18 protein-coding genes are annotated in these 22,207 nt (G+C 59.5%); 7 read left to right on the top strand and 11 right to left on the bottom strand.

Annotation, left to right across the window (positions count from 1 at the left end):
* Positions 1–22: 22 nt before the first annotated feature.
* From DCO57_RS01760 to DCO57_RS01750, 4 genes are all read right to left on the bottom strand, one after another.
* The gene (locus DCO57_RS01760) at positions 23–1,240 is read right to left on the bottom strand and encodes an LL-diaminopimelate aminotransferase (RefSeq protein WP_116697111.1); all 1,218 of its coding nucleotides are present in this window, start codon (positions 1,238–1,240) and stop codon (positions 23–25) included.
* A gap of 198 nt (positions 1,241–1,438) precedes the next feature.
* Entirely contained in the window at positions 1,439–2,533 is a 1,095-nt protein-coding gene (locus DCO57_RS01755) for a GGDEF domain-containing protein (RefSeq protein ID WP_165814598.1), read from the bottom strand.
* 130 nt (positions 2,534–2,663) lie between these two features.
* A complete protein-coding gene (locus DCO57_RS23240) occupies positions 2,664–2,870 on the bottom strand; it encodes a hypothetical protein (RefSeq protein WP_133192610.1) in 207 nt (68 codons plus the stop codon).
* A gap of 42 nt (positions 2,871–2,912) precedes the next feature.
* Positions 2,913–3,257, bottom strand: a complete 345-nt coding sequence (locus DCO57_RS01750) for a hypothetical protein (protein ID WP_133192609.1) — start codon at positions 3,255–3,257, stop codon at positions 2,913–2,915.
* Positions 3,258–3,393: 136 nt separating this feature from the next.
* On the opposite strand from DCO57_RS01750, the gene phaC reads away from it, so the two are divergent.
* Complete coding sequence (gene phaC, locus DCO57_RS01745; protein WP_116697108.1) at positions 3,394–5,199, top strand: class I poly(R)-hydroxyalkanoic acid synthase; 1,806 nt, start codon at positions 3,394–3,396, stop codon at positions 5,197–5,199.
* A gap of 138 nt (positions 5,200–5,337) precedes the next feature.
* Here the strand turns inward: phaC and DCO57_RS01740 are convergent, their stop codons facing one another.
* Positions 5,338–7,677, bottom strand: coding sequence for an EAL domain-containing protein (locus DCO57_RS01740; protein WP_116697107.1), 2,340 nt, complete (start codon positions 7,675–7,677; stop codon positions 5,338–5,340).
* Positions 7,678–8,077: 400 nt separating this feature from the next.
* Here DCO57_RS01740 and DCO57_RS01735 point away from each other — a divergent pair, with 400 nt between their 5' ends.
* A complete protein-coding gene (locus DCO57_RS01735; RefSeq protein ID WP_133192608.1) occupies positions 8,078–8,605 on the top strand; it encodes a DUF6653 family protein in 528 nt (175 codons plus the stop codon).
* Between the two features lie 71 nt (positions 8,606–8,676).
* Here the strand turns inward: DCO57_RS01735 and speB are convergent, their stop codons facing one another.
* Positions 8,677–9,639: an agmatinase gene (speB, locus tag DCO57_RS01730; RefSeq protein ID WP_116697105.1), complete on the bottom strand. Its 963-nt coding sequence runs from the start codon at positions 9,637–9,639 to the stop codon at positions 8,677–8,679.
* Positions 9,640–9,925: 286 nt separating this feature from the next.
* Here speB and DCO57_RS01725 point away from each other — a divergent pair, with 286 nt between their 5' ends.
* Together DCO57_RS01725 and guaD are read left to right on the top strand one after the other, a co-directional pair.
* Positions 9,926–10,855 (top strand): cation diffusion facilitator family transporter, encoded by a 930-nt coding sequence (locus DCO57_RS01725; RefSeq protein ID WP_208977735.1) that lies wholly within the window; start codon positions 9,926–9,928, stop codon positions 10,853–10,855.
* A gap of 190 nt (positions 10,856–11,045) precedes the next feature.
* Positions 11,046–12,368, top strand: coding sequence for a guanine deaminase (guaD, locus tag DCO57_RS01720; protein WP_244287854.1), 1,323 nt, complete (start codon positions 11,046–11,048; stop codon positions 12,366–12,368).
* Positions 12,369–12,565: 197 nt separating this feature from the next.
* Here the strand turns inward: guaD and rpsI are convergent, their stop codons facing one another.
* On the bottom strand, positions 12,566–13,042 hold the full coding sequence (gene rpsI / locus DCO57_RS01715) for a 30S ribosomal protein S9 (protein WP_116697103.1): 477 nt from the start codon (positions 13,040–13,042) through the stop codon (positions 12,566–12,568).
* 2 nt (positions 13,043–13,044) lie between these two features.
* Positions 13,045–13,512 carry a 50S ribosomal protein L13 gene (rplM, locus tag DCO57_RS01710; RefSeq protein WP_116697102.1) on the bottom strand — a complete coding sequence of 156 codons (468 nt, stop codon included), beginning with the start codon at positions 13,510–13,512 and terminating at the stop codon, positions 13,045–13,047.
* Positions 13,513–13,828: 316 nt separating this feature from the next.
* Between rplM and DCO57_RS01705 the strand changes: the two genes are divergently transcribed.
* Positions 13,829–15,037, top strand: coding sequence for a GGDEF domain-containing protein (locus tag DCO57_RS01705; RefSeq protein ID WP_116697101.1), 1,209 nt, complete (start codon positions 13,829–13,831; stop codon positions 15,035–15,037).
* Between the two features lie 60 nt (positions 15,038–15,097).
* Here DCO57_RS01705 and DCO57_RS01700 read toward each other — a convergent pair whose 3' ends face one another.
* Entirely contained in the window at positions 15,098–15,529 is a 432-nt protein-coding gene (locus tag DCO57_RS01700; protein WP_208977734.1) for a PaaI family thioesterase, read from the bottom strand.
* Between the two features lie 181 nt (positions 15,530–15,710).
* On the opposite strand from DCO57_RS01700, the gene DCO57_RS01695 reads away from it, so the two are divergent.
* The gene (locus DCO57_RS01695) at positions 15,711–16,214 is read left to right on the top strand and encodes a hypothetical protein (RefSeq protein ID WP_116697099.1); all 504 of its coding nucleotides are present in this window, start codon (positions 15,711–15,713) and stop codon (positions 16,212–16,214) included.
* Between the two features lie 3 nt (positions 16,215–16,217).
* Here the strand turns inward: DCO57_RS01695 and bmt are convergent, their stop codons facing one another.
* Both bmt and DCO57_RS01685 read right to left on the bottom strand, forming a co-directional pair.
* Positions 16,218–17,246 (bottom strand): betaine--homocysteine S-methyltransferase, encoded by a 1,029-nt coding sequence (gene bmt, locus DCO57_RS01690; RefSeq protein ID WP_116697098.1) that lies wholly within the window; start codon positions 17,244–17,246, stop codon positions 16,218–16,220.
* 193 nt (positions 17,247–17,439) lie between these two features.
* On the bottom strand, positions 17,440–20,001 hold the full coding sequence (locus DCO57_RS01685) for an FAD-dependent oxidoreductase (protein ID WP_116697097.1): 2,562 nt from the start codon (positions 19,999–20,001) through the stop codon (positions 17,440–17,442).
* Positions 20,002–20,464: 463 nt separating this feature from the next.
* Here DCO57_RS01685 and DCO57_RS01680 point away from each other — a divergent pair, with 463 nt between their 5' ends.
* Positions 20,465–22,003 carry a trimethylamine methyltransferase family protein gene (locus DCO57_RS01680; protein WP_116697096.1) on the top strand — a complete coding sequence of 513 codons (1,539 nt, stop codon included), beginning with the start codon at positions 20,465–20,467 and terminating at the stop codon, positions 22,001–22,003.
* Positions 22,004–22,207: the final 204 nt, after the last annotated feature.

Below are 22,207 nucleotides of genomic sequence, written 5' to 3'. Positions count from 1 at the left end.
ATGGGAATGATTCCAGTTCTATTCAGCCTGAGGTCCCGAGCGGGATGACGTTGTGCAGCTTTTGCTCTGCGGTTTCAAGGAAGCGGCGGATATTTCTTGCTGCCTGACGCAGCCGCTGCTCGTTTTCCACCAGTCCGATTCGCACGTACTCATCGCCGTGTTCCCCGAAACCGATGCCCGGCGCGACGGCGACCTCGGCTCTCTCCAGCAGCAGTTTGGAATATTCGAGACTTCCCAGGGAACGGAACTTTTCGGGGATCGGTGCCCAGCAGAACATGCTGGCTTCGGGCGCCGGAATATCCCAGCCCGCCCGGCCGAAACTGTCGACGACGACATCGCGGCGGCGTTTGTAGACTTCGCGTGTCTCCCGGATGCAGTCGTCGGGACCGTTCAGCGCTGCCGTGGCAGCGACCTGAATGGGGGTGAAGGCCCCGTAATCGAGATAGGACTTGACCCGTGACAGCGCGGAGATCAGGCGCTCGTTGCCCACGGCAAACCCCATGCGCCAACCGGGCATGGAAAAGGTCTTGGACAATGAGGTGAATTCGACCGCGATATCCATCGCCCCGGGCACCTGCAGCACGGATGGCGGCGGCGTGTCGCCGAAATAGATCTCCGAATAGGCCAGATCGGAGAGGATGAAGATGTCGTGCTTGCGCGCGAAGGCGACAACATCCTTGTAAAAGTCGAGATCGGCGCAGTAGGCGGTCGGATTGGACGGATAGCACAATATGAGCGCGATCGGCTTGGGTACGGAATGAATGACCGCCCGTTCCAGCGCATCGAAAAAGGCCGTCCCCGGTTCTGCGGGCACATTGCGGATAGACGCGCCGGCCATGAGAAAACCGAAGGTGTGGATCGGATAGCTCGGATTCGGACTCAGGATCACGTCACCGGGCGCGGAGATCGCCTGGGCCATGTTGGCGAAGCCTTCCTTGGAGCCCAGCGTCGCGATCACCTGGCTTTCCGGGTCGAGCTTCACGCCGAACCGGCGACCGTAATAGGCAGCCTGCGCCTTGCGCAGCCCGTGAATACCCTTGGAAGCGGAATAGCGGTGCGTGCGCGGATCCTGGACTACCTCGGTCAGCTTGTCGACGATATGTCTGGGGGTCGGCAGATCCGGATTGCCCATGCCCAGATCAATGATGTCCGCTCCCGCAGCGCGCGCCTTCGCCTTCAGACGGTTGACCTGTTCGAAGACATACGGCGGAAGCCGTTTGATCTTGTGGAATTCCTCCATGGCGCGGATCCTTGCGTGTTGACGATAGGGACCGCGCGGCACTTCAGGGGCAGCGACGGCGCGGCGGGGATCTTTTAGCAGCCTCAAAAACAATACGCACCCGTCTTTATGTCACGCGTGCATATTCTGGAAACCGGATCAACCGGCACGGGGCGGAGACCGCTAAATCCGCACCCGTACGCGGCGCGACGGCACCGCTCAGGCGGCTTTTCTGCGCGGGGAAGAAAATCCTTCGCCGACCCTGGAATTCTGCGCGCCGCCATCCGGCGTAAAATCGAGTGTGACGATCTGCGCCTTTCCCTGGCGTTTGGCCTTGTAGAGCCCCTTGTCCGCTGCTTCCAGCGCACGATCGAGATTCACCTTGCCGTTGGCGGACACCACTCCGGCACTTGCGGTGACGGCGAGCTTCCCATCCGAGGCCTCCCGGCATTCCACCTTGAACCGCCGGCAGATCCGCTGCGCGGTGAGCAGCGCCGTTTCCCTGTCGCAATCCGGCAGGAACACTGCAAATTCCTCGCCCCCGAGCCGTCCGGAAACGGCGGTGACACCGAGAGTATCCTTGAGCACGCGGCCGAACAGCTGAAGCACCGCGTCGCCCATGGCATGGCCGAACCTGTCGTTGACGGACTTGAACTTGTCCAGATCCAGCATGATCACACTGAAAGCCTGGCTGCCGGTGGCGTGCTCGGACATCCAGCCTTGCGCGCTGTTCAGAAAGGCGCGCCGGTTGGCAAGCCCTGTCAGTACATCCTGATTGGCCTGCTCCCTGAAACCGTTCAGCGAGCGTTCGACGATCATGCAGGCCGGCAGCAGGATGGTCATGACGATGGCCAGCAGGATCGTGACGAGATACACCGTCATGAAGTTCTCCCGGAATGCGGTCGGGAAATCCGGATAGAGCATCACGTTCTGGTTCACTGTGAACCACACATATCCGGTACATTCGATCAATGTGGTCACGCCAAGCAGCCGGACCGTGTGGAGCTTCTCCCTGTTCTGCCGAAAGGCCACCCAGACTATGGAGAGGCAGGTCAGGATCAGGTAGCTCTGGATGAAGTTGACGCGCGCCTGGAAGCTGCCGAAAAACGGCGGATAGATGCAAAGGGCTACCCATAGGCCGGCGACGGCGAAATTCAGCCAGATGACGGGCCGGTTTCCAAGGAAAACCAGGAAGCCGCTACGCCCCAGCCCGACTCCCAGAATGACCAGCGTATTGGCCACCAGAATACTGACGCCATCCGGAATGACGCCGCGCATGGCAATCAGGAACGCCCCGCTTCCGGCAAGAAACATGCCGCAAGACCAGATTACAAGACTACGCGCACAGGCCGGGCACCGCGCTTTCCAGAAAAGAAAAAACAGCATCAGGACCGCGCTGCCGGCCAATTTTGCGACCATCACGCTGGCAAACAAGGTAGGGGTATCAAAATTCATCAAAAATCCGTCCTGCCACTACCGGATACTTGCCCAGAAGTTGTAAAAAAATACTTTCGCTCATGCCAAAAATATCAGTGTCCTTTAGGGCAGGCGGTAAAAATCGATGTGTCGGCGCAAGAACGCAACGCATACTTTCCCAAGGGTCAGGCCAATCAGAACCATCCATGCGATCCGGCGAAATCGTTGCATGCACAAAACGCGCACCCGGCTTCGTGAAGGAAGCGGAACGGAGGATCTATTGCCCGGCGAGACTTTCCAGATATTCCTCGGTTGCCTTTCGTTCCGTCGGGTTGATCAGCCCGGACGATTCACCGGCATAAACCGTCGGGCCGTAGCCTTTCGGCCGGGAAACGCTCGTGCTTCCTTTCCCCGGGCCGGTCTTCAGTGCATCAATCAACGGCGTGCCGGGTCCGACCGCGCAACCTGCAGGCGCAAGAAGCAGCGGCAGACCGCAGATCAAGACCAAAACCTTCAACAATATCGACAAACGCCTCTCCTCCACACCGTTCACACCCACGCGATTGTCACAGGCCTTCGATAACCCGAGGCGCCGACGGCCATGGAATCCAATCGACGCCAACAGAACCTTGTGTCATAAATACCTGATAGTTCAATATATCAGCGGAAATATAACAAGATAACGCATTTGAACGAATAGGGCTCTCTGGCCGCACCAGGGCCGGACGGGGCAGGAAAACCGGAGGAATTCCCAGCTTATGGCTGATGACCGCCAGCATCCCGTGTTGCAATACATCATCAACAATCCGGAAGCCTTCGCCCAGAATCTGGCAAAAACGCTGGAGCAGGCAGGCAAGGCGATGGCTGCATACATCGAGCCCCGCGAACAGGGCAAGATCTCCCATGAATCGACCGATGAACTGACCGGGATCATCAAAACCCTCGCACAGGTGGGGGAATACTGGATCTCCGATCCGCAACGGACGATCGAAGCCCAGTCGCGGCTTTGGGGCGGCTATATAGACCTGTGGAATTCCTCCCTGAAGCGCATGATGGGCGAAACGGTGGAACCTGCGGTGCAGACGCCGCCGAAGGACAAAAGGTTCGCGGATCCCGACTGGGAGAACAACCAGTTCTTCGACTTCATCAAGCAGCTCTATCTCATCACCAGCAAATGGGCCGAGGACATGGTCCACGAGGCCCAGGGGCTGGACGAACACACCCGCCACAAGGCGGAATTCTATGTCACCCAGATCGCCAATGCGGTCTCGCCGTCGAACTTCGTTCTCACCAACCCGGAACTGCTGCGTCTGACCCTTGAGAGCAATGGCGAGAATCTGGTCAAGGGCATGCAGCATCTGGTCGAGGACCTGAAATCCGGCAAGGGCGAACTCAAGATCCGCCAGACCGATCCCTCGAAGTTCAAGTTTGGCGAGAACCTGGCCACCACACCGGGCAAGGTGATTTCCCAGAACGACGTCTGCCAGGTGATCCAGTATTCGCCCGCCACCGAAGAGGTGCTCAAGCGGCCCCTCCTGATCGTGCCACCCTGGATCAACAAGTTCTACATTCTCGATCTCAACCCGGAAAAATCCTTCATCAAATGGGCTGTCGACCAGGGACACACCGTCTTCGTGATTTCCTGGGTCAACCCGGACGAACAGCAGGCGCAGAAGAGTTTCGAGCACTACATGAAGGAGGGCATTCTCAATACCCTCGACGTGATAAAGCGGGCAACCCGACAGGAAGAAGTCAACACCATCGGCTATTGCGTCGGCGGAACACTGCTGGCCGTGACGCTGGCCTATATGGCGCGCAAAGGCGACGAGCGGATCAAGACCGCAACCTTCTTCACCACGCAGGTAGACTTCACCTTCGCCGGCGACCTCAAGGTCTTTGTCGACGAGGAACAGATTTCCCTCGTGGAAAAGCGCATGGCGGAATGCGGTTACCTTGACGGATCTAAGATGTCCTCCGCCTTCAACATGCTGCGTTCCAACGACCTGATCTGGTCCTATGTGGTCAACAACTACCTGAAGGGCAAGGAACCCTTCCCCTTCGACCTGCTGTACTGGAATTCCGATTCCACCCGGATGCCGGCGGCGAACCATTCCTTCTATCTGCGCAATTGTTATCTCGAAAACAAGTTGTCCAAGGGGGAAATGGAAATCGCCGGCGAGAGGCTCGACCTGTCCAAGGTGACGATTCCGATATTCAACCTGGCAACGCGCGAAGACCACATAGCACCGCCGAAATCCGTTTTCCTCGGCTCCGGCTGTTTCGGCGGACCGGTGGAATATGTGCTGGCCGGCTCCGGCCATATCGCCGGTGTCGTCAATCCACCGGCAAAGAACAAGTACCAGTACTGGACGGGTGGAGACCCCAAGGGGACGCTGGAAAACTGGCTCAACAACGCCGAAGAGCATCCGGGCTCCTGGTGGCCGTACTGGGACGAATGGATCCGCGCGCAGGACTCCACCAAGGCAAAGGCCCGCAAACCGGGTGCCTATCGGGTAAAGCTCCTGGAAGATGCGCCAGGATCATATGTGATGAAAAAGGCCTGATCCGGGTAACCGGATCTTCGATCTTCCGGCGGAACGCGAGTGGACGCCCGGGAGCTGTCCGGCTTCGCGGTGCCGGCGCGTCCCCCTCACCTGCAACAGACCACCGCCCGTGCGGGTTGGGCTGGGGAAACGGCGACTTCAGGCGCGTCTTTCGACCGACCCGAAATGGGCATCCAGAGGTGTCAGGGTCATTGCCAGGAGTTTGCCGAACCTATCCGCGTTCATCGGCCGCCCGAAATGGAAACCCTGCACGGTTTCACAACGGCAGCTTGCCAGAAACGCCTGCTGTTTGGCGGTCTCGACCCCTTCCGCGACCACATCCAACCCGAGCTCCCGGCCAAGGGAAATGATTGCTCGTGCTATGCAGCGGTCCCTTTCATCGAAATCGAGGTCGCGGATGAAGCTGTGGTCGATCTTCAAACGGGTCAGCGGAAAGTTCTTGAGCGCCGCGAGGCTGGAATAGCCGGTGCCGAAATCGTCGATCGCGAGCTTCAGGCCGATCTGGCGGAATCTCTCCATGATCTCGACGGCCTGATCGGCGTTCTGCATCAGCAGACTTTCCGTAACTTCCAGTTCAAGATACCCGGCCTCAAGCCCGGTCTCCTTCAAGGCCGCCGTCACGTCGGAGATCAGTCCCGCATCGCGAAATTGCCGGACTGACACATTCACACCCATTGTTATCGGTGTCAGGCCGGCCTCCTGCCATGCCCTGTTCTGGCGGCAGGCTTCGTTCAGGACCCAGCGCCCCAGGGGCGCGATCAGACCGCTTTCTTCCGCAAGCGTTATGAACTCACCGGGCATCATGCGGCCAAGGACGGGATGCTGCCAGCGGACCAGAGCCTCGGCACCGACAATCCGGCCGCAAACAAGGTTGTACTGCGGCTGGTATTCGAGAAGGAATTCGCCGTTTTCGATGCCTGTGCGCATTTCCTCCAGCAAGGTCAGCTTGTTGAGCGATTTCTGCGGCCGGGTCTCTTCGTATATCTTGAACCCGTCCCGGCCGGAGGATTTCGCTTCGAACATCGCCTTGTCAGCGTTTTTCAGAAGCTCCGCCGCGTCTTGCGCATCCTGAGGATAGGAGGCCGCCCCGATGCTGCAGGTCACATGGAAAGACAGATCACCGATATGAATGGTCTTGGTGATGTCCTCGCGCAGAACCGTCATCAGCTCGTGAAGTTCCGAATGGTGGGCCGCATTTCCCTCGGCGATCAGAACGAACTCGTCCCCACCGAACCGGATGGCCTCATGGCTCTCGGAGAGAACCGATTTAATCCGGTCGGCAATAATCGCCAGAACCTGGTCCCCGATCGTGTGGCCGAAACTGTCGTTGACGAATTTGAAGTTGTCGACATCCACAAACACCACCGCCAGCGGATTGCCCGACGTCCTGCTGGTCTCAACCTTTTTTTCAAGCTGGTGCTTGAATTCCTGCCTGTTTGGCAATCCGGTCAGGACATCGTGGTGAGCGAGATAGCGGATCTTGCGTTCCGCGTGATCGCGCTCGACCGCTATGGAAGCGAGACGGGCAGCTTCCGTTGCCAATTTCTCTTCGTGTTTGCTCGGCAGACGAGCTTCCCTGGAATAGAGACCGAATGTTCCAAGGACCCGTGAATCCTTGCTGAAGAACGGCACAGACCAGCATGAGCGCATATCCAGGTCGCCGATGATGTTCTGGTGGTCTTTCCAGAATTCATGCGTGCAAATGTCGTCCACGAAGACGCTTTGACGGGTATGGACAGCCGTGCCGCAGGATCCCATCGCGGGACCGACCGGCAATCTGTTGGTTCGCTCCACATAGGCCCGGGGCAGATTTGGCGCCGCGCCGCGCAAAAGCAATTTGCCGCTTTCATCCACCAGCAAGACCGATCCGACCACGCCGTCCAGCTGGTCCTCAATGGTGAGAACAAGGGTTTCCAGAACGTCGAAAAGCGGCTTGCCGCCGGCAATCTCCTGCAGGATCCGGTTCTGCCCCTGCTGGAGTATTTCCGCCTTCTTGCGCTCGGTAATATCCCGGCAGATGCCGATGATCCCGACGACTTCGCCCTTGGTGGAGGTGACGGGAAATTTCGAGGAGGAGAACCACTTTTTGCACCCGGTCGGCAAAATCAGGAATTCTTCTTGATCGATCTGGGGGACCTTGGTCGCCATCACGGTTTCTTCGATTTCCATGAAGCTGGAACCGACGTCGTGCGTGTGAAGTTCCATATCGGTCTTGCCGAGCAATTCCGAGAACTCGGTGAAGCCGATGTCGAACGCCACCTGGCGGTTGGCCATCACGAATCTGGACTTGCGATCCTTGACAAAAATGTAGTCGGGAACCTGGTCTACAAGCGACTGCAACCATTCCCCGGTCAGATAGAGTTCATCGCCCCTGCGCAGGTGGGGAATGTCATTCAGACGGGTGAGTTCCGAAGCCAGAGACGCTTCATCTTCCGGCCCGATGAGATCCGCCAGTTGCTGACTCCAGTTTAAAACCATCTATCTGCCCTATCCAGTAGATCCGGCGGCCTCCGAAAGTCGCATATATTTACCAATTTCAAGCTAAAAAACCATGAAAACAATTATTCGGATACTCGTGAATACGTTCATGATTAATGGTTTTCCTGCAAGAAACCCGGCCTGCCATCCCGATTTTATTTGAACCGGAAACCACAAGATACGACTTACTGGAATTTCTCCCCAAAACCTTTTGCCCCTGGGGAAGGAACGTCTTCAAATCGCGAAGACCTTACGAAGTCGTTTGCAATATGCCCGGACACCCGGCTAATATAATTTCCTGTCCGTGAGCCAATTCCTGAACATGCAACCGTCTCAGCGTCAAATCCTCCCAAGAACCGGTCCCGGGCAGCTCAATGCCTTCGGGAGCAACACGCGTCTTTTGCGTCGGACCGGTGGCACGGGAAAGTCGCCACGCTTTGTCTCCCCTTACGTGAAACTCGCCGCGCCGGTGCTGCTCACGGCTGCGCTGTGGAGCCACCTCTGGCTTGGCCACACAGGCGCGGTGCTGCTGGCAATCGCAAGTGCGCTTGCGCTGCTGCTGATCCCGAAACCATCCATGGTTTCACCGCGTCGGAACGGCTGGGCAAGACTTGTCGGTTTCGGCGAGAGGATCTGGCTGAACAGACTGCTCGTACCCGTACCGCAAGGTCTGAACCGTCGTCTGACAACACTGTATCTGGTCTTCTGGACCGGGGCGCTTGTTGCCGGCCTCGGAGGCCTGACCGCCTCACCGATATTGACGGCGACGGGACTTCTGGTCGCCTATTGCGCCCAGATCACCGGCTTTCAGAAACTTGTCCAGCTCTACCGCACGATGAAGGACAGCGACCCGCTCTATCGGTCCTGGACCCTTATGGCGGTAAACGACAACCGACGCACCGCCCCGGAGCGCAAGAAAAGCGTCTGATGCCGGAGCAAGGGCATTCGCAACCGCCCCGCCGGACATTTCATTTTCCGTGAGAAGTCCGGGATACGGCCTCAGGCCCGTTTCACCCGTTTTTCCGCCAGAAGACCGATATAGGTCAGGGCAACGCTCGCGCCGGCAATGGAAGTAATGTCGGCGTGATCATATGCGGGCGCCACCTCGACGACATCCCCGCCGACAAAATCGATCGCCCCCAGTCCCCTAAGAACGGAAAGCGCTTCGCGGGAGGACAGCCCCCCGGCCACCGGCGTGCCCGTTCCCGGCGCAAAGGCGGGATCCAGGCAGTCTATGTCGAAGGTCATATAGGCCGGTCCCGGCCCCACCCGGCTGATGATCCGCTCGACGGTCCCCGCGATACCCAGATCATCCATCTCGTGGCCGTAAACAATATCCAGGCCGCAGGTCTCCGGGGCATGCGTGCGAATGCCGATCTGAATGGACCTTTGCGGATCGATGAGCCCTTCGCGCACCGCGCGTCCGGTGAAGGTGCCGTGATCGATCCGGTCGCCCTGGTCCGGCCAGGTGTCCTGATGAGCATCGAACTGCACGAGCGCAAGCGGGCCGTGTCTGGCGACATGGGCCTTCAGCAGTGGATAGGTGACGAAATGGTCGCCGCCGATGGAAAACAGGTGCGTGTCGGTGGCCAGGATTGCGGCAGCCTGGGCCTGGATATGGCCCGGAATATCGCCATTGCGTCCATAATCGAAAACGCAGTCGCCGTAGTCCACGCAGGCGAGCTCCTCGAACGGATCCATGTTGAACGGATACTGTGGATCGCCATCGAAAATCGCGGAGGCACGCCGGACACCCTGCGGACCGAATCTCGCGCCCGGCCGGTTCGAGACCGACGCATCAAAAGGAATGCCCCAGACTGCCAGATCCACCCCGTCAAGGTCGCGGCTGTAGCGACGGCGCATGAAGGACAAGGCGCCGGCATAGGTCGGCTCATGCGAACCGCCCTTCACGGACGAGCCCAGAAAGGCGTTATCGGTTGGACGCGGCAAATCTGATGACATTGCGATGTTCCCTGAAGCTGCTTGATGCGAACCATATCGCGAAACGGCTCTGCAGCGGAACACCAAAGAACGGTGATTGCCCCCATCCGATGGACCGTCCCACCGCGCCGTTCGGCGATTGGGCAGCTTTGCCCTGCCCGTCCTTCCATATGGACCGGCATTTTTACGGTGGACCGGCGCAGTCCGGTCTCACTTATTCGGGGTGATGTCATTGAAATGCCCTGTCAACTCGCCAAAACTCGGCTTCCAGTTCGATTTCCGGGCAAATGACAGGAAGATGAGTCTGATGGGCGAGCCTCACGATGGCGAAAGCGGCCATGTGCATGAGCATTCTCATGCACATGGGCACGATCACAGTCCCAAGGTGAACGATCAAAATGCCCGGGCGGTGGCCTGGGCGGGATTGCTGATCGCAAGCTTCATGGTCGCCGAACTGGTCGGCGGCTGGCTGGCGGGGTCGCTGGCCCTGATGGCCGACGCCGTTCACATGGTTACCGATGCGGCATCCCTCGGGCTGGCCTGGTGGGCGTTCCAGCAGGCAAACAAGCCGGCCGACGCGCGCCTGACCTATGGCCGCGACAGGCTTCCGGTCCTGATCGCCTATTCCAACGCCATTTTTCTGCTGGTCGTGAGCGCCTGGATCTGTATCGAAGCGGCCGAACGGTTCGCCAGTCCGGAACCCGTTCTGGCCGGTCCAATGCTTGTCATTGCCGTGATCGGACTTGCCGTGAACATCGGCGCCTTCCTGATCCTGCAACGTGGGGGCGACGGCTCGCTCAACATCCGATCCGCGATCCTGCATGTCCTCGGGGATCTTCTGGGATCCGTCGCCGCCATTGTTGCCGCCGTGGTCATCTCTTTCACCCGATGGTATCCGATCGACCCGATCCTGTCGGTTTTCGTCGCGCTGCTCATCCTGCGCTCCGCCGTCACGATCCTGCGGCAGTCGTCGCATATCCTCCTGGAGGGAGCACCGCCGGAGATCGACCGAGAGGCCATGAAGGCCGATCTCCTCGCGGCCATTCCGGGTCTCACGGACGTCTATCACATTCACATGTGGTCCCTCGCCGAGGGCAAGGTGAACGCGACCATGCATGCCGTGGTATCTTCCGCAGATCTGACCGAAACGGTCCTTCAGAAGATGCGCGCCCGGCTCAACGACGAATACGGCATCGCCCATGTGACCATCGAGGTTTCCATCGGCGCCTCGCGCTGACAGTCCGCCCCTCGGGCCGGACCGCAGCAAGGCACACGGTGCGCCTGCCCCGATTCTCAAGCTATTGCATTGGCAGGTCAGCTTTTCCAATTCGGCAAAGATGATCCATTGTTCGTTTCGCCCGGCAGACGTAATAGTGACAGGTGCCGGACCGGCGCTTTACAGTCCTCAGGATCAGGAATTTCGTTTCGTGGCAGACCAGAACATCAAGATCCTGCGCGGCAGGCTGCTGAGTTTTTCCGCCGCTCCCCAGGGGCCGGAAGATGTCGACGCCTATTGGTACGAGGAAGACGGCGCCCTGCTGGTCAGGGACGGCAGGATCGCCGCCAGAGGCTCTTTTGCCGAGGTCAGGGCAGCAGCCCCCGAAACTGCCGAAGTCACCGATCACAGGCCGCATCTGCTTCTGCCGGGTTTCATCGACACCCATATCCACTTTCCGCAGGCCGAGATCATCGCCTCCTGGGCGGACCAGCTGCTGGACTGGCTGAACGACTATACGTTTCCGACCGAGCTGAAATTCGAGAACAAGGCACATGGCAAGCGAATCGCCGGAGAATTCTACGATGCGCTCCTGGCCCATGGCACCACTACCGCCGTTGCCTATTGCTCCAGCCATCCAAATTCCGTCGACGCCTATTTCGAGGAAGCGGAGGCGCGCGGCATGCTGATGCTGGGTGGAAAGACCATGATGGACCGCAACGCGCCCGAGGCGCTTTGCGATACGGCCCAGAGCTCCTACGACGACAGCAAGGCGCTGCTGGCAAGGTGGCACGGTCGCGGCCGGGCGCACTATGTGATCACGCCGCGCTTTGCCATTACCTCCACGCCGGAGCAACTCGCGGCGGCCGGAACACTGTTGAAGGAACATCCCGACTGTCACCTTCAGACCCATATCAACGAAAACCACAACGAGATCGCCTTTACCCGGGAGCTCTATCCGGATGCGGGGCATTATCTCGGCGTTTATGAAAGTTTCGGACTGCTCGGCCCCAAATCGCTTCTCGGTCACTGCATCCACATGACGGGGCACGAAATGCAGGTGATGCGCGAGACAGGATCGGTTGCGGTTTTCTGCCCAACGTCGAACCTCTTCCTGGGCAGCGGTCTCTTCGACAAGGCAGCAATGGAAAGCGCAGGCATCCCGACGGCGATCGCAACGGATGTCGGTGGCGGGACAAGCTATTCCATGCTGCGCACCCTGGACGAAGGCTACAAGATCCTGCAACTTCAGCGCCAGCGCATGCACCCGCTGACAAGCTTCTACTGGGTCACGCTCGGCAACGCCGCGGCCCTTTCCATGACCGACAGGATCGGCACCCTGGACGCCGGCACGGACGCTGATCTGGTGGTTCTGAATGCCAGGGCAACGCCACCGATGGCGCTGAGGATGGAAACAGCCGACTCGCTTTCCGACGAACTCTTCATCCTGCAGACCCTCGGCGACGACCGCGCCATTGTCGAAACCTATGTGGCCGGGGAAAGACGGAAGCCCGGTTCGATCAAAGAGCATTGATCGCTCGCCTCCCGGCAGCACAGAAATCCAATTTGCGGACTGGAGCACCGGCAAGGTCCATTGCATTCGCGCATGCCGTCGCAGGGTTCGCTCGCTGCCGGTCCCTCTTCCCGCGAAGATGTACGCGTTCCGGACGCAAAAAACCCGCCGGATCGCTCCGGCGGGTCTTTCGAATTGCCAAACCAGTTTTCCGGCGATTAACGCTTGGAGAACTGGAAGCTCTTGCGGGCCTTGGCGCGGCCGAACTTCTTACGTTCCACGACACGGGAGTCGCGGGTCAGGAAGCCGTTCTTCTTCAGAGCGCCACGCAGCTCCGGCTCGTAGTAGGTCAGTGCCTTGGACAGACCGTGACGTACGGCGCCGGCCTGGCCGGAGAGACCGCCACCGGTAACGGTCGCGATAACGTCGTACTGACCGGACCGGTTGGCCACCATCAGCGGCTGCTGAAGGATCATCTGAAGAACCGGACGAGCGAAATACTCGGTGAAGTCCTTCTTGTTGACGATGATCTTGCCGGTGCCGGGACGGATCCAGACGCGCGCGATGGCGTCTTTCCGCTTGCCGGTTGCATAGGCCCGGCCCAGGCTGTCCAGCTTCTGGACATGGACCGGAGCTTCGGGGGCTGCGGTTTCGACCGCGCCGCCCAGTTCTTCCAGGGATTGCAGCTCAGCCATTGTTAAGCCCTCTTGCCGTCGTTTTTCACGTTGAGGCTCTTCACGTCGACCATTTCTGGCGTCTGAGCTTCATGCGGATGGTTCGGACCAGCGTAAACCTTGAGGTTCTTCAGCTGCTTGTTGGACAGCGGACCGCCCGGCATCATGCGCTGAACAGCTTTTTCCAGAACGCGTTCGGGAAAACGGCCTTCCAGGATGGCGCGCGCAGTGCGCTCCTTGATGCCGCCCGGGTGACCGGTGTGCCAGTAGTACTTCTTGTTGTCGTACTTGCGGCCGGTCAGCACCACCTTGTCGGCATTGATGACGATGATATGGTCACCGGTGTCAATGTGGGGCGTGTAGGTCGGCAGATGCTTGCCACGCAGATGGTTGGCGATGAAAGCGGCCAGACGACCGACAACCATGCCTTCTGCGTCAATCAAGATCCACTTTTTCTCGACCTCAGCCGTTTTGGCAGAGAAGGTCTTCATGAGATTGATCCGTATTGGTCAGTTAAGGAAAAGGTCCGCGCGGCCTGAGCCAGCGAACGGACCCTGAATTCGTTCGGATGCGCTTATACGCCGGGGCCAATGCAGCGTCAAGAAGGTTCTTTATCATCATGCATCATTTTTCTCAACAAAATCAATATTTTAGAAAAACGGTATTCTGTTACCGCATCTTATTCGCTATTTCCCTCACCGCCTCAGGTTCCACAGCCGCAGGAAGTTTCAATTCCCCATCGGTATTTTACCCAAGCTTAAAGAGAAACATGTACTCCTCGGCTGGAAAAGCTTGAAAGTCCGGTAAATGCAGCTGTCCGTTTTGAAAAATCGCCTGAGTGTTCCCTCGGTGATCGTAATCCTTCTGGGTGCGATCCTGTTTATTGCGCTGGCCGGGGCGCTGCATTTTCTTCTCGATCGGCAAGTCAGGTCGTCGATCCTGCGGCATGCCGAAACCAAAGCCACCGAATGGTCCAGCCAGTTCTTCGGCAATATTCCGGAGGCCGAAAAGATTTTCAAGGAGGGGCCTCTCCCCGAAGCCGAGATCAGCCGCCTGAAAAAATCCTTCGCGATGGTCGATATATTGCGTCTCGAGTTTTACGACGAAAAGGGCAAAAGCACTTTTGTCTCGAACACTCCCGACCTCGGTCCGGATGCGATCGGCGAAAGCGTGGCGCAGAGGGTCTATCGGTCCGGGCAGCCGGCATTCGAAATCCACCGCAATGAAGGTGGCAATCAGCATGGCGGGCCGGACACATACGTGGAGGCCATTTTCCCGGCCACTTTACCGTCCGGTGAACGCATCGGCGCCTTCGAGGTCTATGTTGACGTCAGTGTCCTTGAAGACGCGCTTGAGGACTCGTTTCGGGAAATCAGCTGGATCCTGATCATCTCTACCACCATCATTCTGGCTATTCCCGCTGCTGCCTACGTGATCAGGACGCAGCAGCTCCGCAACCGCGACATGCGTCTGCTGGAATTGACGAAATACGATCAACTGACAGGAATCCTGAACCGCAATTCCATGTCGGAAACGATGCATGAGCTTTTCGAAGAACAGGAATCTCCCGAAAACATCGGGGTTCTGTTCGTGGACGTCGATTTCTTCAAGCAGGTGAATGACCGCTTCGGCCACGCATGCGGTGATCTTCTGCTCAAACACATCGCCGACATCCTGCGGCAAAGCGTCAGAAACTCCGATGACGTCGTCGGACGGTTCGGCGGAGACGAGTTCATCGTGCTTTGCCGCAATATCGACAGAGCGGATTTCGAGCGTCTCTACGGCCGTCTCATGGACAAGGTAAACACGCCGCTCCACTATCTGGATCAGACCTACACGCCGAGTCTCAGCATCGGCGCCTATCTGACCCAGCCTGGAGATACACAGAAAACCGCCCTGCACCGCGCCGACCTTGCCGTCTATGCCGCAAAACGTGGGGGGCGCGGTCAGGTCGTCGAATATTCAAACGAGCTTGAAGGACTGTTCAAACAGGACGAGTCCCGGCGAAGGGCCTGAGTTTCCGCAGGAAACGCGCGGTCAATGCGCGTGGACCCGGGCGGCCGCATGCGCCGGGTTTCACCTCGGCGGCACCGAGTAGGTGGCGGTCGCATGCGCGACCAGATCGTCGTCATCTTTCCCGGCCAGACTGCATTCGACGACGGCGAGCCGTTTTCCCAGCTTCAGCAGCCGGCAGGTGCACAGCAGATCACCCTGCCCCGGCTTGCGCAGGAAATTGATGTTCAAACTGGTGGTGACCGCCAGTGCGACCGGTCCGATATGGGCAAGGATCACCACATAGGCGGCAAGATCGGCAAGCGCCATCATGGCGGGGCCGGAAATTGTTCCGCCGGGCCGCAGATGCAATTCGTTGGCGCTCAGCCGCACCACCGTTTGCCCCGGTGAAATGCTGTCGATGGCATAGACCCTCCCCCCGGCATGGATCTGCGGAAATTCCCTGTCCAGCATGTCCATGACTTCCTGGGCATTCATAACCGGCTGCATTTTCACCACAACTCCTCAGGTCAAAGGCTGTTTTTCAGCTCGCCTTACGTAAACGTCAAACCCGGAGAAATGCAACAGGGATCCGTTTTTTCACGCTGCAGCCCATGTCAGTAAGGTCGTGACAACCAATTGGCAGCAATGCTTGCAGAAATTACGAACGCAATCGTTTCTCAACAAGGAGGGTCGGATGATCCAGCTTCCGCGTTTTCGCCAATTCCTTGCCGTTGCCGTGGTTCTGACCACGGCGCTCTCTCTCGCACCAGCCAGAACACTGGCCGATGACTGGTCCTATATGGACGACCGGTCCACGCCGGAAAAACTGATCGAAAGCTACTACTACGCGATCAACAACAAGTTCTATGTTCAGGCCTACAGCTATTTCCAACCGGATATGGCTCCAGCCGATTTCGGAAAATGGGCCAAGGGATATGCTGATACCGAGACTGTATCGGTGAAACTCGGCAGCGCGGATGCCGACCCGGGTGCGGGACAGATCTACTGGAATGTGCCCGTGGTGCTGTCCGCCAGGAAGACAGACGGCTCCAGCAAGGTCTTCACCGGCTGCTACAGGATCCACATGACCAATCTCGGCATGCAGACAGATCCGCCCTACCAGCCGATGGGCATCGTCTCCGCGACCTTGAAGGAAGCCAACACCGCCTACGACAAGGCGGCGCCTGGAAGCTGCTGAGTCTCAGCCTCTGCGGCGGCCGCGTCGGCGACCTGAACCGCTCGCTTCGCTTTCGGCACGCGCCGCATCGGCTTCCCGGTTGGGAGGTGACACAAGCGGGCCGATTTCGGCGAGGACCTGCTCCAGCGCCGGCCGTTGACCTGCCTGATGGGTGTCAAGCGCCCGGCGCATGGCCGCCAGATGGACCGGCGACGTGCCGCAGCATCCGCCGACGATCCGTGCGCCCGCATCCAGGGCCATATGGGCATATCGGGCCATGAGGTCGGGGGTGCCGGTATAGACGACTTCCTCGCCCCGGATCTGCGGAATGCCGCAATTGGCCTTGGCGACCACGATCGCCTCCGGATAGGCTTCGGTGATGTCCATGATCGCCGCCAGCAGATCGGATGCCCCGACCCCGCAATTGGACCCGATGGCCACCGGCGTGCAGGCGAATTGTGTCTGAAGGTCACCGAGTCCTTTCGGGGACAGGCCCATCATGGTCTTGCCTGCCGTGTCGAAGCTGGCGGTGATCACCAGCGGCAGGCCGACGCCCTGCGCGGCTTCCGCTGCGGCCTTCATCTCCTCGACCGCTGACATGGTTTCGACCCAGAGAATATCCACGCCGCCTTCCGCAAGAGCCTCGATCTGTTCCCGGAATGCGGCAACGCCTTCCTCGTAACTGAGTGCTCCGAGCGGCTGGAAGAGCTCACCCGTGGGACCGATGGAGCCGCCGATCAAAACCTCCCGGTCGACGGTATTGGCGACTTCGCGGGCAAGTTTCACGGCGGCGACATTCAGTTCCTTCACCCGGCCCTGCGCATTGTGCAGCTTCAGCCGGTGACGGTTGCAGCCGAACGTGTTGGTCAGGATGATGTCGGATCCGGCATCGACGAAGGACTGGTGGAGCGCCCTGATCCTGTCCGGTTCGTCCGTGTTCCACAGTTCCGGGGCGTCCCCGGACACGAGCCCCATTTCAAACAGGTTCGTCCCGGTTGCTCCGTCGGCAAGGAGGGCGCCTTTTCGGGCCAGAAGATCTTCCAGCTTGGACATGGGTTCTGGTCTTTCGCTTTTCATTGGTCGCCCGCCTCGGGCATTTTTCCCTGCATAGGCAGACCCCGTACGGATGTCCACACGGGGCCCTGCCATTCTGTCCGAAGGGGCCGGACACGTCTTCGTCTGTCCCCGTCCCCATCGCCAGCACGCGGCTTCCGGCCGGCAGTCGAAGCTTTCCCCTGGGCCGCGGTCAGCTTCTCGGCTTCAGGTTCTCCGGATCGTAGAGCGGCCTGTAGCCGACGGCGACCACTTCAACCGGATAGGTTTCGCAGAAATATTCCACAGTCAGCTTCCGGCCGACCTGACAATAGTCCTGGGGCAGATAGGCAAGCGCGATGTTTTTTCCGATCGTCGGGCCGTAGGCAACCGAGGTCGTGTAGGAAATGCGCCCGAGGCTGTCGACCAGTGTCTTGCCGGTCTCCGGGTCGATCACCGGCATGGCACCGACCGGATAGCGTGCGACGCCGGTCGAATCCGTGTTTTCCGTCATCACAAGGGTACACAGCATGGCCGGCTGATGCGCGCGCGCCCTGTATTCCAGATGTTTGGCCTTGCCGCGGAAGTCGGCTTCCTTGACCTTCGGACGGGCCAGATCCGCCTCATAGAGATTGTATTGTGTCAACAGATCGGCGTTCTGCAGACGCAGGCTCTTTTCCAGGCGGCGTGAGTTGGCATAGGTCTCCACACCAACGGCCATGACGCCGATCGCGCGCAGGGCATCCCAGACCGCAAGACCGTCCTCGTATTTCATGTGCAGTTCCCACCCCTGCTCTCCGACATAGGAAAGCCGCAGGGCGCTGACCGGCTTGCCGGCAATCTCGATCTGCCGGATGGCCGCAAAGGGGAAGTTCTCCGGATCCAGCGCCGACGGATCCGCGACCACCTTCTTGAGGTTTTCACGCGCGTTCGGTCCCCAGATGCCGATGGTCGTGAATTCTTCGCTGACATCGGTCACGGTGACGTCGAATCCCCTGTCCTGCGCGACGCGCTGCACATAGCGATAATCGCGCGGCCCGGCGTCGGCGCCGTCGACGATGCGGCAGCGGTCGGCCATGCGGAAGACGGTCAGGTCGGCACGGACATTACCCTCGTCATCGAGGAAATGGGTATAGATGCCCTTGCCGACACTGGCATCACCGCCGATCCTGGCCGCGCACAGCCATTCGAGCAGTTCGACATGATCCGGCCCCTCGACGTCGAACATGTAGAAATGAGACAGGTTGATGAGGCCGCAATCCTCGCTCAGCGCCAGGTGTTCGGCGTTGGACACGCGCCAGAAATGGCGACTGTCCCATTCGTTTTCCCGCACCGGCACCCGGTCGCCGTATTTCTCGAGCAGATGCTCGTTGGCGCGATACCCGTGGGCGCGCTCCCAGCCGCCCAGCTCCATGAAATAGCCGCCCAGCTCGACTTCGCGCTCATGGAAGGGAGAGCGCTTGACGTTCCGGCCCGAGGCATAGGGCTCACGCGGGTGGATTGCCGGGAAATAGATCTTCTGTGCGGCCTCATAGCAGCGGCCAGCGATGAAGTCTTCGGTGAGCTGGTGCGGGTAGAAGCGGGAATAGTCGATGGAAGCGTGGTCGATTTCTGTGCGGCCATCGGTGATCCAGTCGGCGATCAGCTTGCCGTAGCCCGGGCCGTCCTTGACCCAGATGGCGACGCAGTACCACAGCCCGCGCACCTTCTGGCTTTCGCCGCAGGAAGGGCCGCCGCCGGCGGACACCTGCAACAGGCCATTGAAGGAATGGCCTTCATTATAGCCGATTTCACCGAGGATCGGCGTCAGTTCCATGGCCCGTTCGAGCGGCTCGAGAACCTGCTCCATCTCCAGATCGCGCTGCGATGGAGAAAGACGGGCCTGTTCCTTTTCCTGAAGGTCGCGCGGATGGCACATGCGCGGCTCGGTGGTTTCGTAATAGCCCCACTCGATCTGGCCGCCTTCGGTCGTCTTCGGATCGCCGGTGTCGCGCATATAGGCGGAATTGCCCTGATCGCGCAGCAGGGGGAAGCCGATTTCCTTGCCGGTGCCTTCGAATTCATTATAGGGGCCGAAGAAGGTCAGCGGATGATCGACCGGCATCACGGGCAGGTCCTCGCCGACCATGTCAGCAATCAGACGCCCCCAGAGACCGGCGCATACGATGACATGATCGGCCATGATCGTGCCGCGATGGGTGACGACCCCCTTGATGCGACCGTCTTCGACGAGAAGCGATTTGGCTGGCGTATTTGCGAAAACCTTCAGCTTTCCGCTTTTCTCGCCCGCGTCGACCAGCTTGCCGGCGACTGTCTGGGAACGCGGAATCACGAGCCCGGCATCCGGGTCGAACATGCCGCCCTGGACCATGTCTTCCTCGATCAGCGGAAACTTTTCCTTGATCTCGGCGGGAGTGACCAGATGGACGCGTGTGCCGAAGGCCTTGCCGGAGGTCACCTTGCGCTTGATTTCCTCCATCCATGCATCGTCGCCGGTTCGCGCGACTTCCAGGCCGCCGACACGGGCGTAGTGGCCCATCCTGTCGAAGAAATCGATGGAATACTGAGTGGTCCAGACGGAGAGATAGTCGTGACTGGTCGTGTAGCAGAAGTCGGAGGCATGCGCCGTCGAACCGATGTCGGTGGGAATGCCGGACTTGTCGATGCCGACGATATCGTCCCAGCCGCGTTCGATGAGATGATGGGCCACCGAAGCACCGACAATGCCGCCCAGGCCGACGATGACGACTTTTGCCTTGTCAGGAAATGCTGACATTTTTCATTCCTTTTCAATGGCCTGGCGCCAAGCGCCGACCTCACGCCCCCGCCGCTCCTGAACATCCGCGACGGGTCTCCCGGTCCGACCACCACCTCCCCGTGGGGTGGCATCGGCATCCCTGTTTCGAAGGGCAGTATCGCGGCAGCGCACCCGGCAAAATAGCTCAATTGCGTCATGGTGCATTATCACCACGACACGCCGGACCAAATTACCGCTGCCGGTGAAATCCCCCGCCTGCCGATCAGGGAACGGCGCACACCGCTTGTCATTGGCGCCAGGGCGCGAAGAGGGTTTCACGGAGGCAGGCGTACCACGGCCATGACAGCGCGCGGCGATAACAGGGATTTGCTTCGGGACGCCCATGACGGAATTAGGGTAGGTTAAGACGCATCTGAACCCGGATCACCGCATAAGCTGGTGAAGACTGCGATACACGAAATTCCATCTTGGGAGCCCCAGAATGTCAGACGTCGCCACCTCAGGCCGCCGTGGAAGAAACGCCCGCCGCGAACGGCGGCAAGCCGGCCCGGGCGGCCAGGCCGTTCCCTATATTTCCAGAAACATTCCGGTCTACGACGTGCTCAGCGATGAAGGCGCGGAACTGATCGAAGCCAATGCCGACCGCATTCTCGCGGAAATCGGTCTGGAATTCCGCGAGGACCCGGAGGTCCTCAACCTCTGGAAGATTGCCGGAGCCGAAGTTGACGGCGAACGCGTCCGATTCCCCAAGGGGATGCTGCGCGAGATTCTCAAGACGGCACCGAGACAGTTCACCCAGCATGCGCGCAACCCGGCCCGGAACGTCGAGATCGGTGGCAACAATCTGGTCTTCGCTCCGGTTTACGGTCCGCCCTTCGTTACCGATCTGGACCAGGGGCGCCGGTACGGCACCATCGAGGACTTCCGGAACTTCGTGAAGCTCGCATATATGTCACCATGGCTCCACCATTCCGGCGGGACCGTGTGCGAACCGGTGGATCTGCCGGTGAACAAGCGCCATTTCGACATGGTCTACTCCCATATCAAATATTCGGACAAGCCGTTCATGGGATCCGTGACCGCGCCTGAGCGGGCGGAAGATTCCGTCCGGATGGCCGAGATCACCTTCGGCGAGGACTTCGTCGACCAGAACTGCGTGATGATACAGCTGATCAACGCCAATTCCCCGCTGGTGTTCGACGCGACCATGCTCGGCGCGCTGAAGGTCTATTCCCGCCACAACCAGGCCTGCATCGTCTCGCCGTTCATCCTGGCCGGCGCCATGAGCCCGGTGACCGTGTCGGGCACGCTTTCGCAGGTCCTTGCGGAGGCGATGGCAGGCTGTGCACTCACGCAGCTCGTCCGGCCGGGGGCTCCGGTTGTTTTCGGCGCGTTCGTCAGTTCCATCTCCATGCAGTCCGGCGCGCCGACTTTCGGCAGCCCGGAAGGCTCGCTGCTCCTCAACGGTGCCGCCAAGCTCGCACGGCGCCTGAACCTGCCGTTCCGGTCCGGCGGTTCCTTCACCGCTTCAAAACTGCCCGATGCTCAGTCGGCACAGGATTCCGCCCAGACCATTCTCGCGACCGTACAGTCGGGTGTGAATTTCGCCCTCCATGCGGCAGGCTGGCTGGAGGGCGGCCTGTGTTCGTCCTACGAGAAATTCGTCATGGACACGGACCAGCTCGGCATGATGCACGTTCTGGCAAAAGGCATCGACCTGTCCGACGAAAGCCTCGCCATGGACGCGCTGCAGGAAGTCGGGCCGGGAGGTCACTTCCTGGGCGCGGCGCATACCCAGCGCAACTTCGAAAGTGCCTTCTACCGCTCCGCCATCGCCGACAACAATTCCTACGAACAGTGGCTTGCCGACGGCGAACTCGATGCCTCCCGGCGTGCGAATGCCCGCTGGAAGGAGCAACTCGCGGCCTATACCGGCCCCGAGCTGGATCCCGGCATTGACGAAGCGCTGCAGGCGTTCATGACCGAACGCAAAGCCTCGTTCCCGGACAGCAATGTCTAGGGTGCCAATTCATACATATGGCCCCTGTCCAACCCGGAAATCGTGAAACACCGTTAAGACGCGGACATTTTGCGATGACATGGGTCAAAGCCCCGACAGAAACCGTATCCAGCGCCTCCCGTGTTCGATATGAACACGGGAGGCGCTTTGGTCAGAGGGGCTGCCGGATTGCACATCGCGCTATTTTTCGGCAATAGAGGCTGC

Source organism: Labrenzia sp. 011 (genome assembly GCF_003075075.1).
In the GTDB taxonomy this organism is placed as follows: Bacteria; Pseudomonadota; Alphaproteobacteria; order Rhizobiales; family Stappiaceae; genus Roseibium.
Note: the sequence above shows the minus strand (reverse complement) of the source record. Positions and strands in the feature narration are given on the sequence as shown.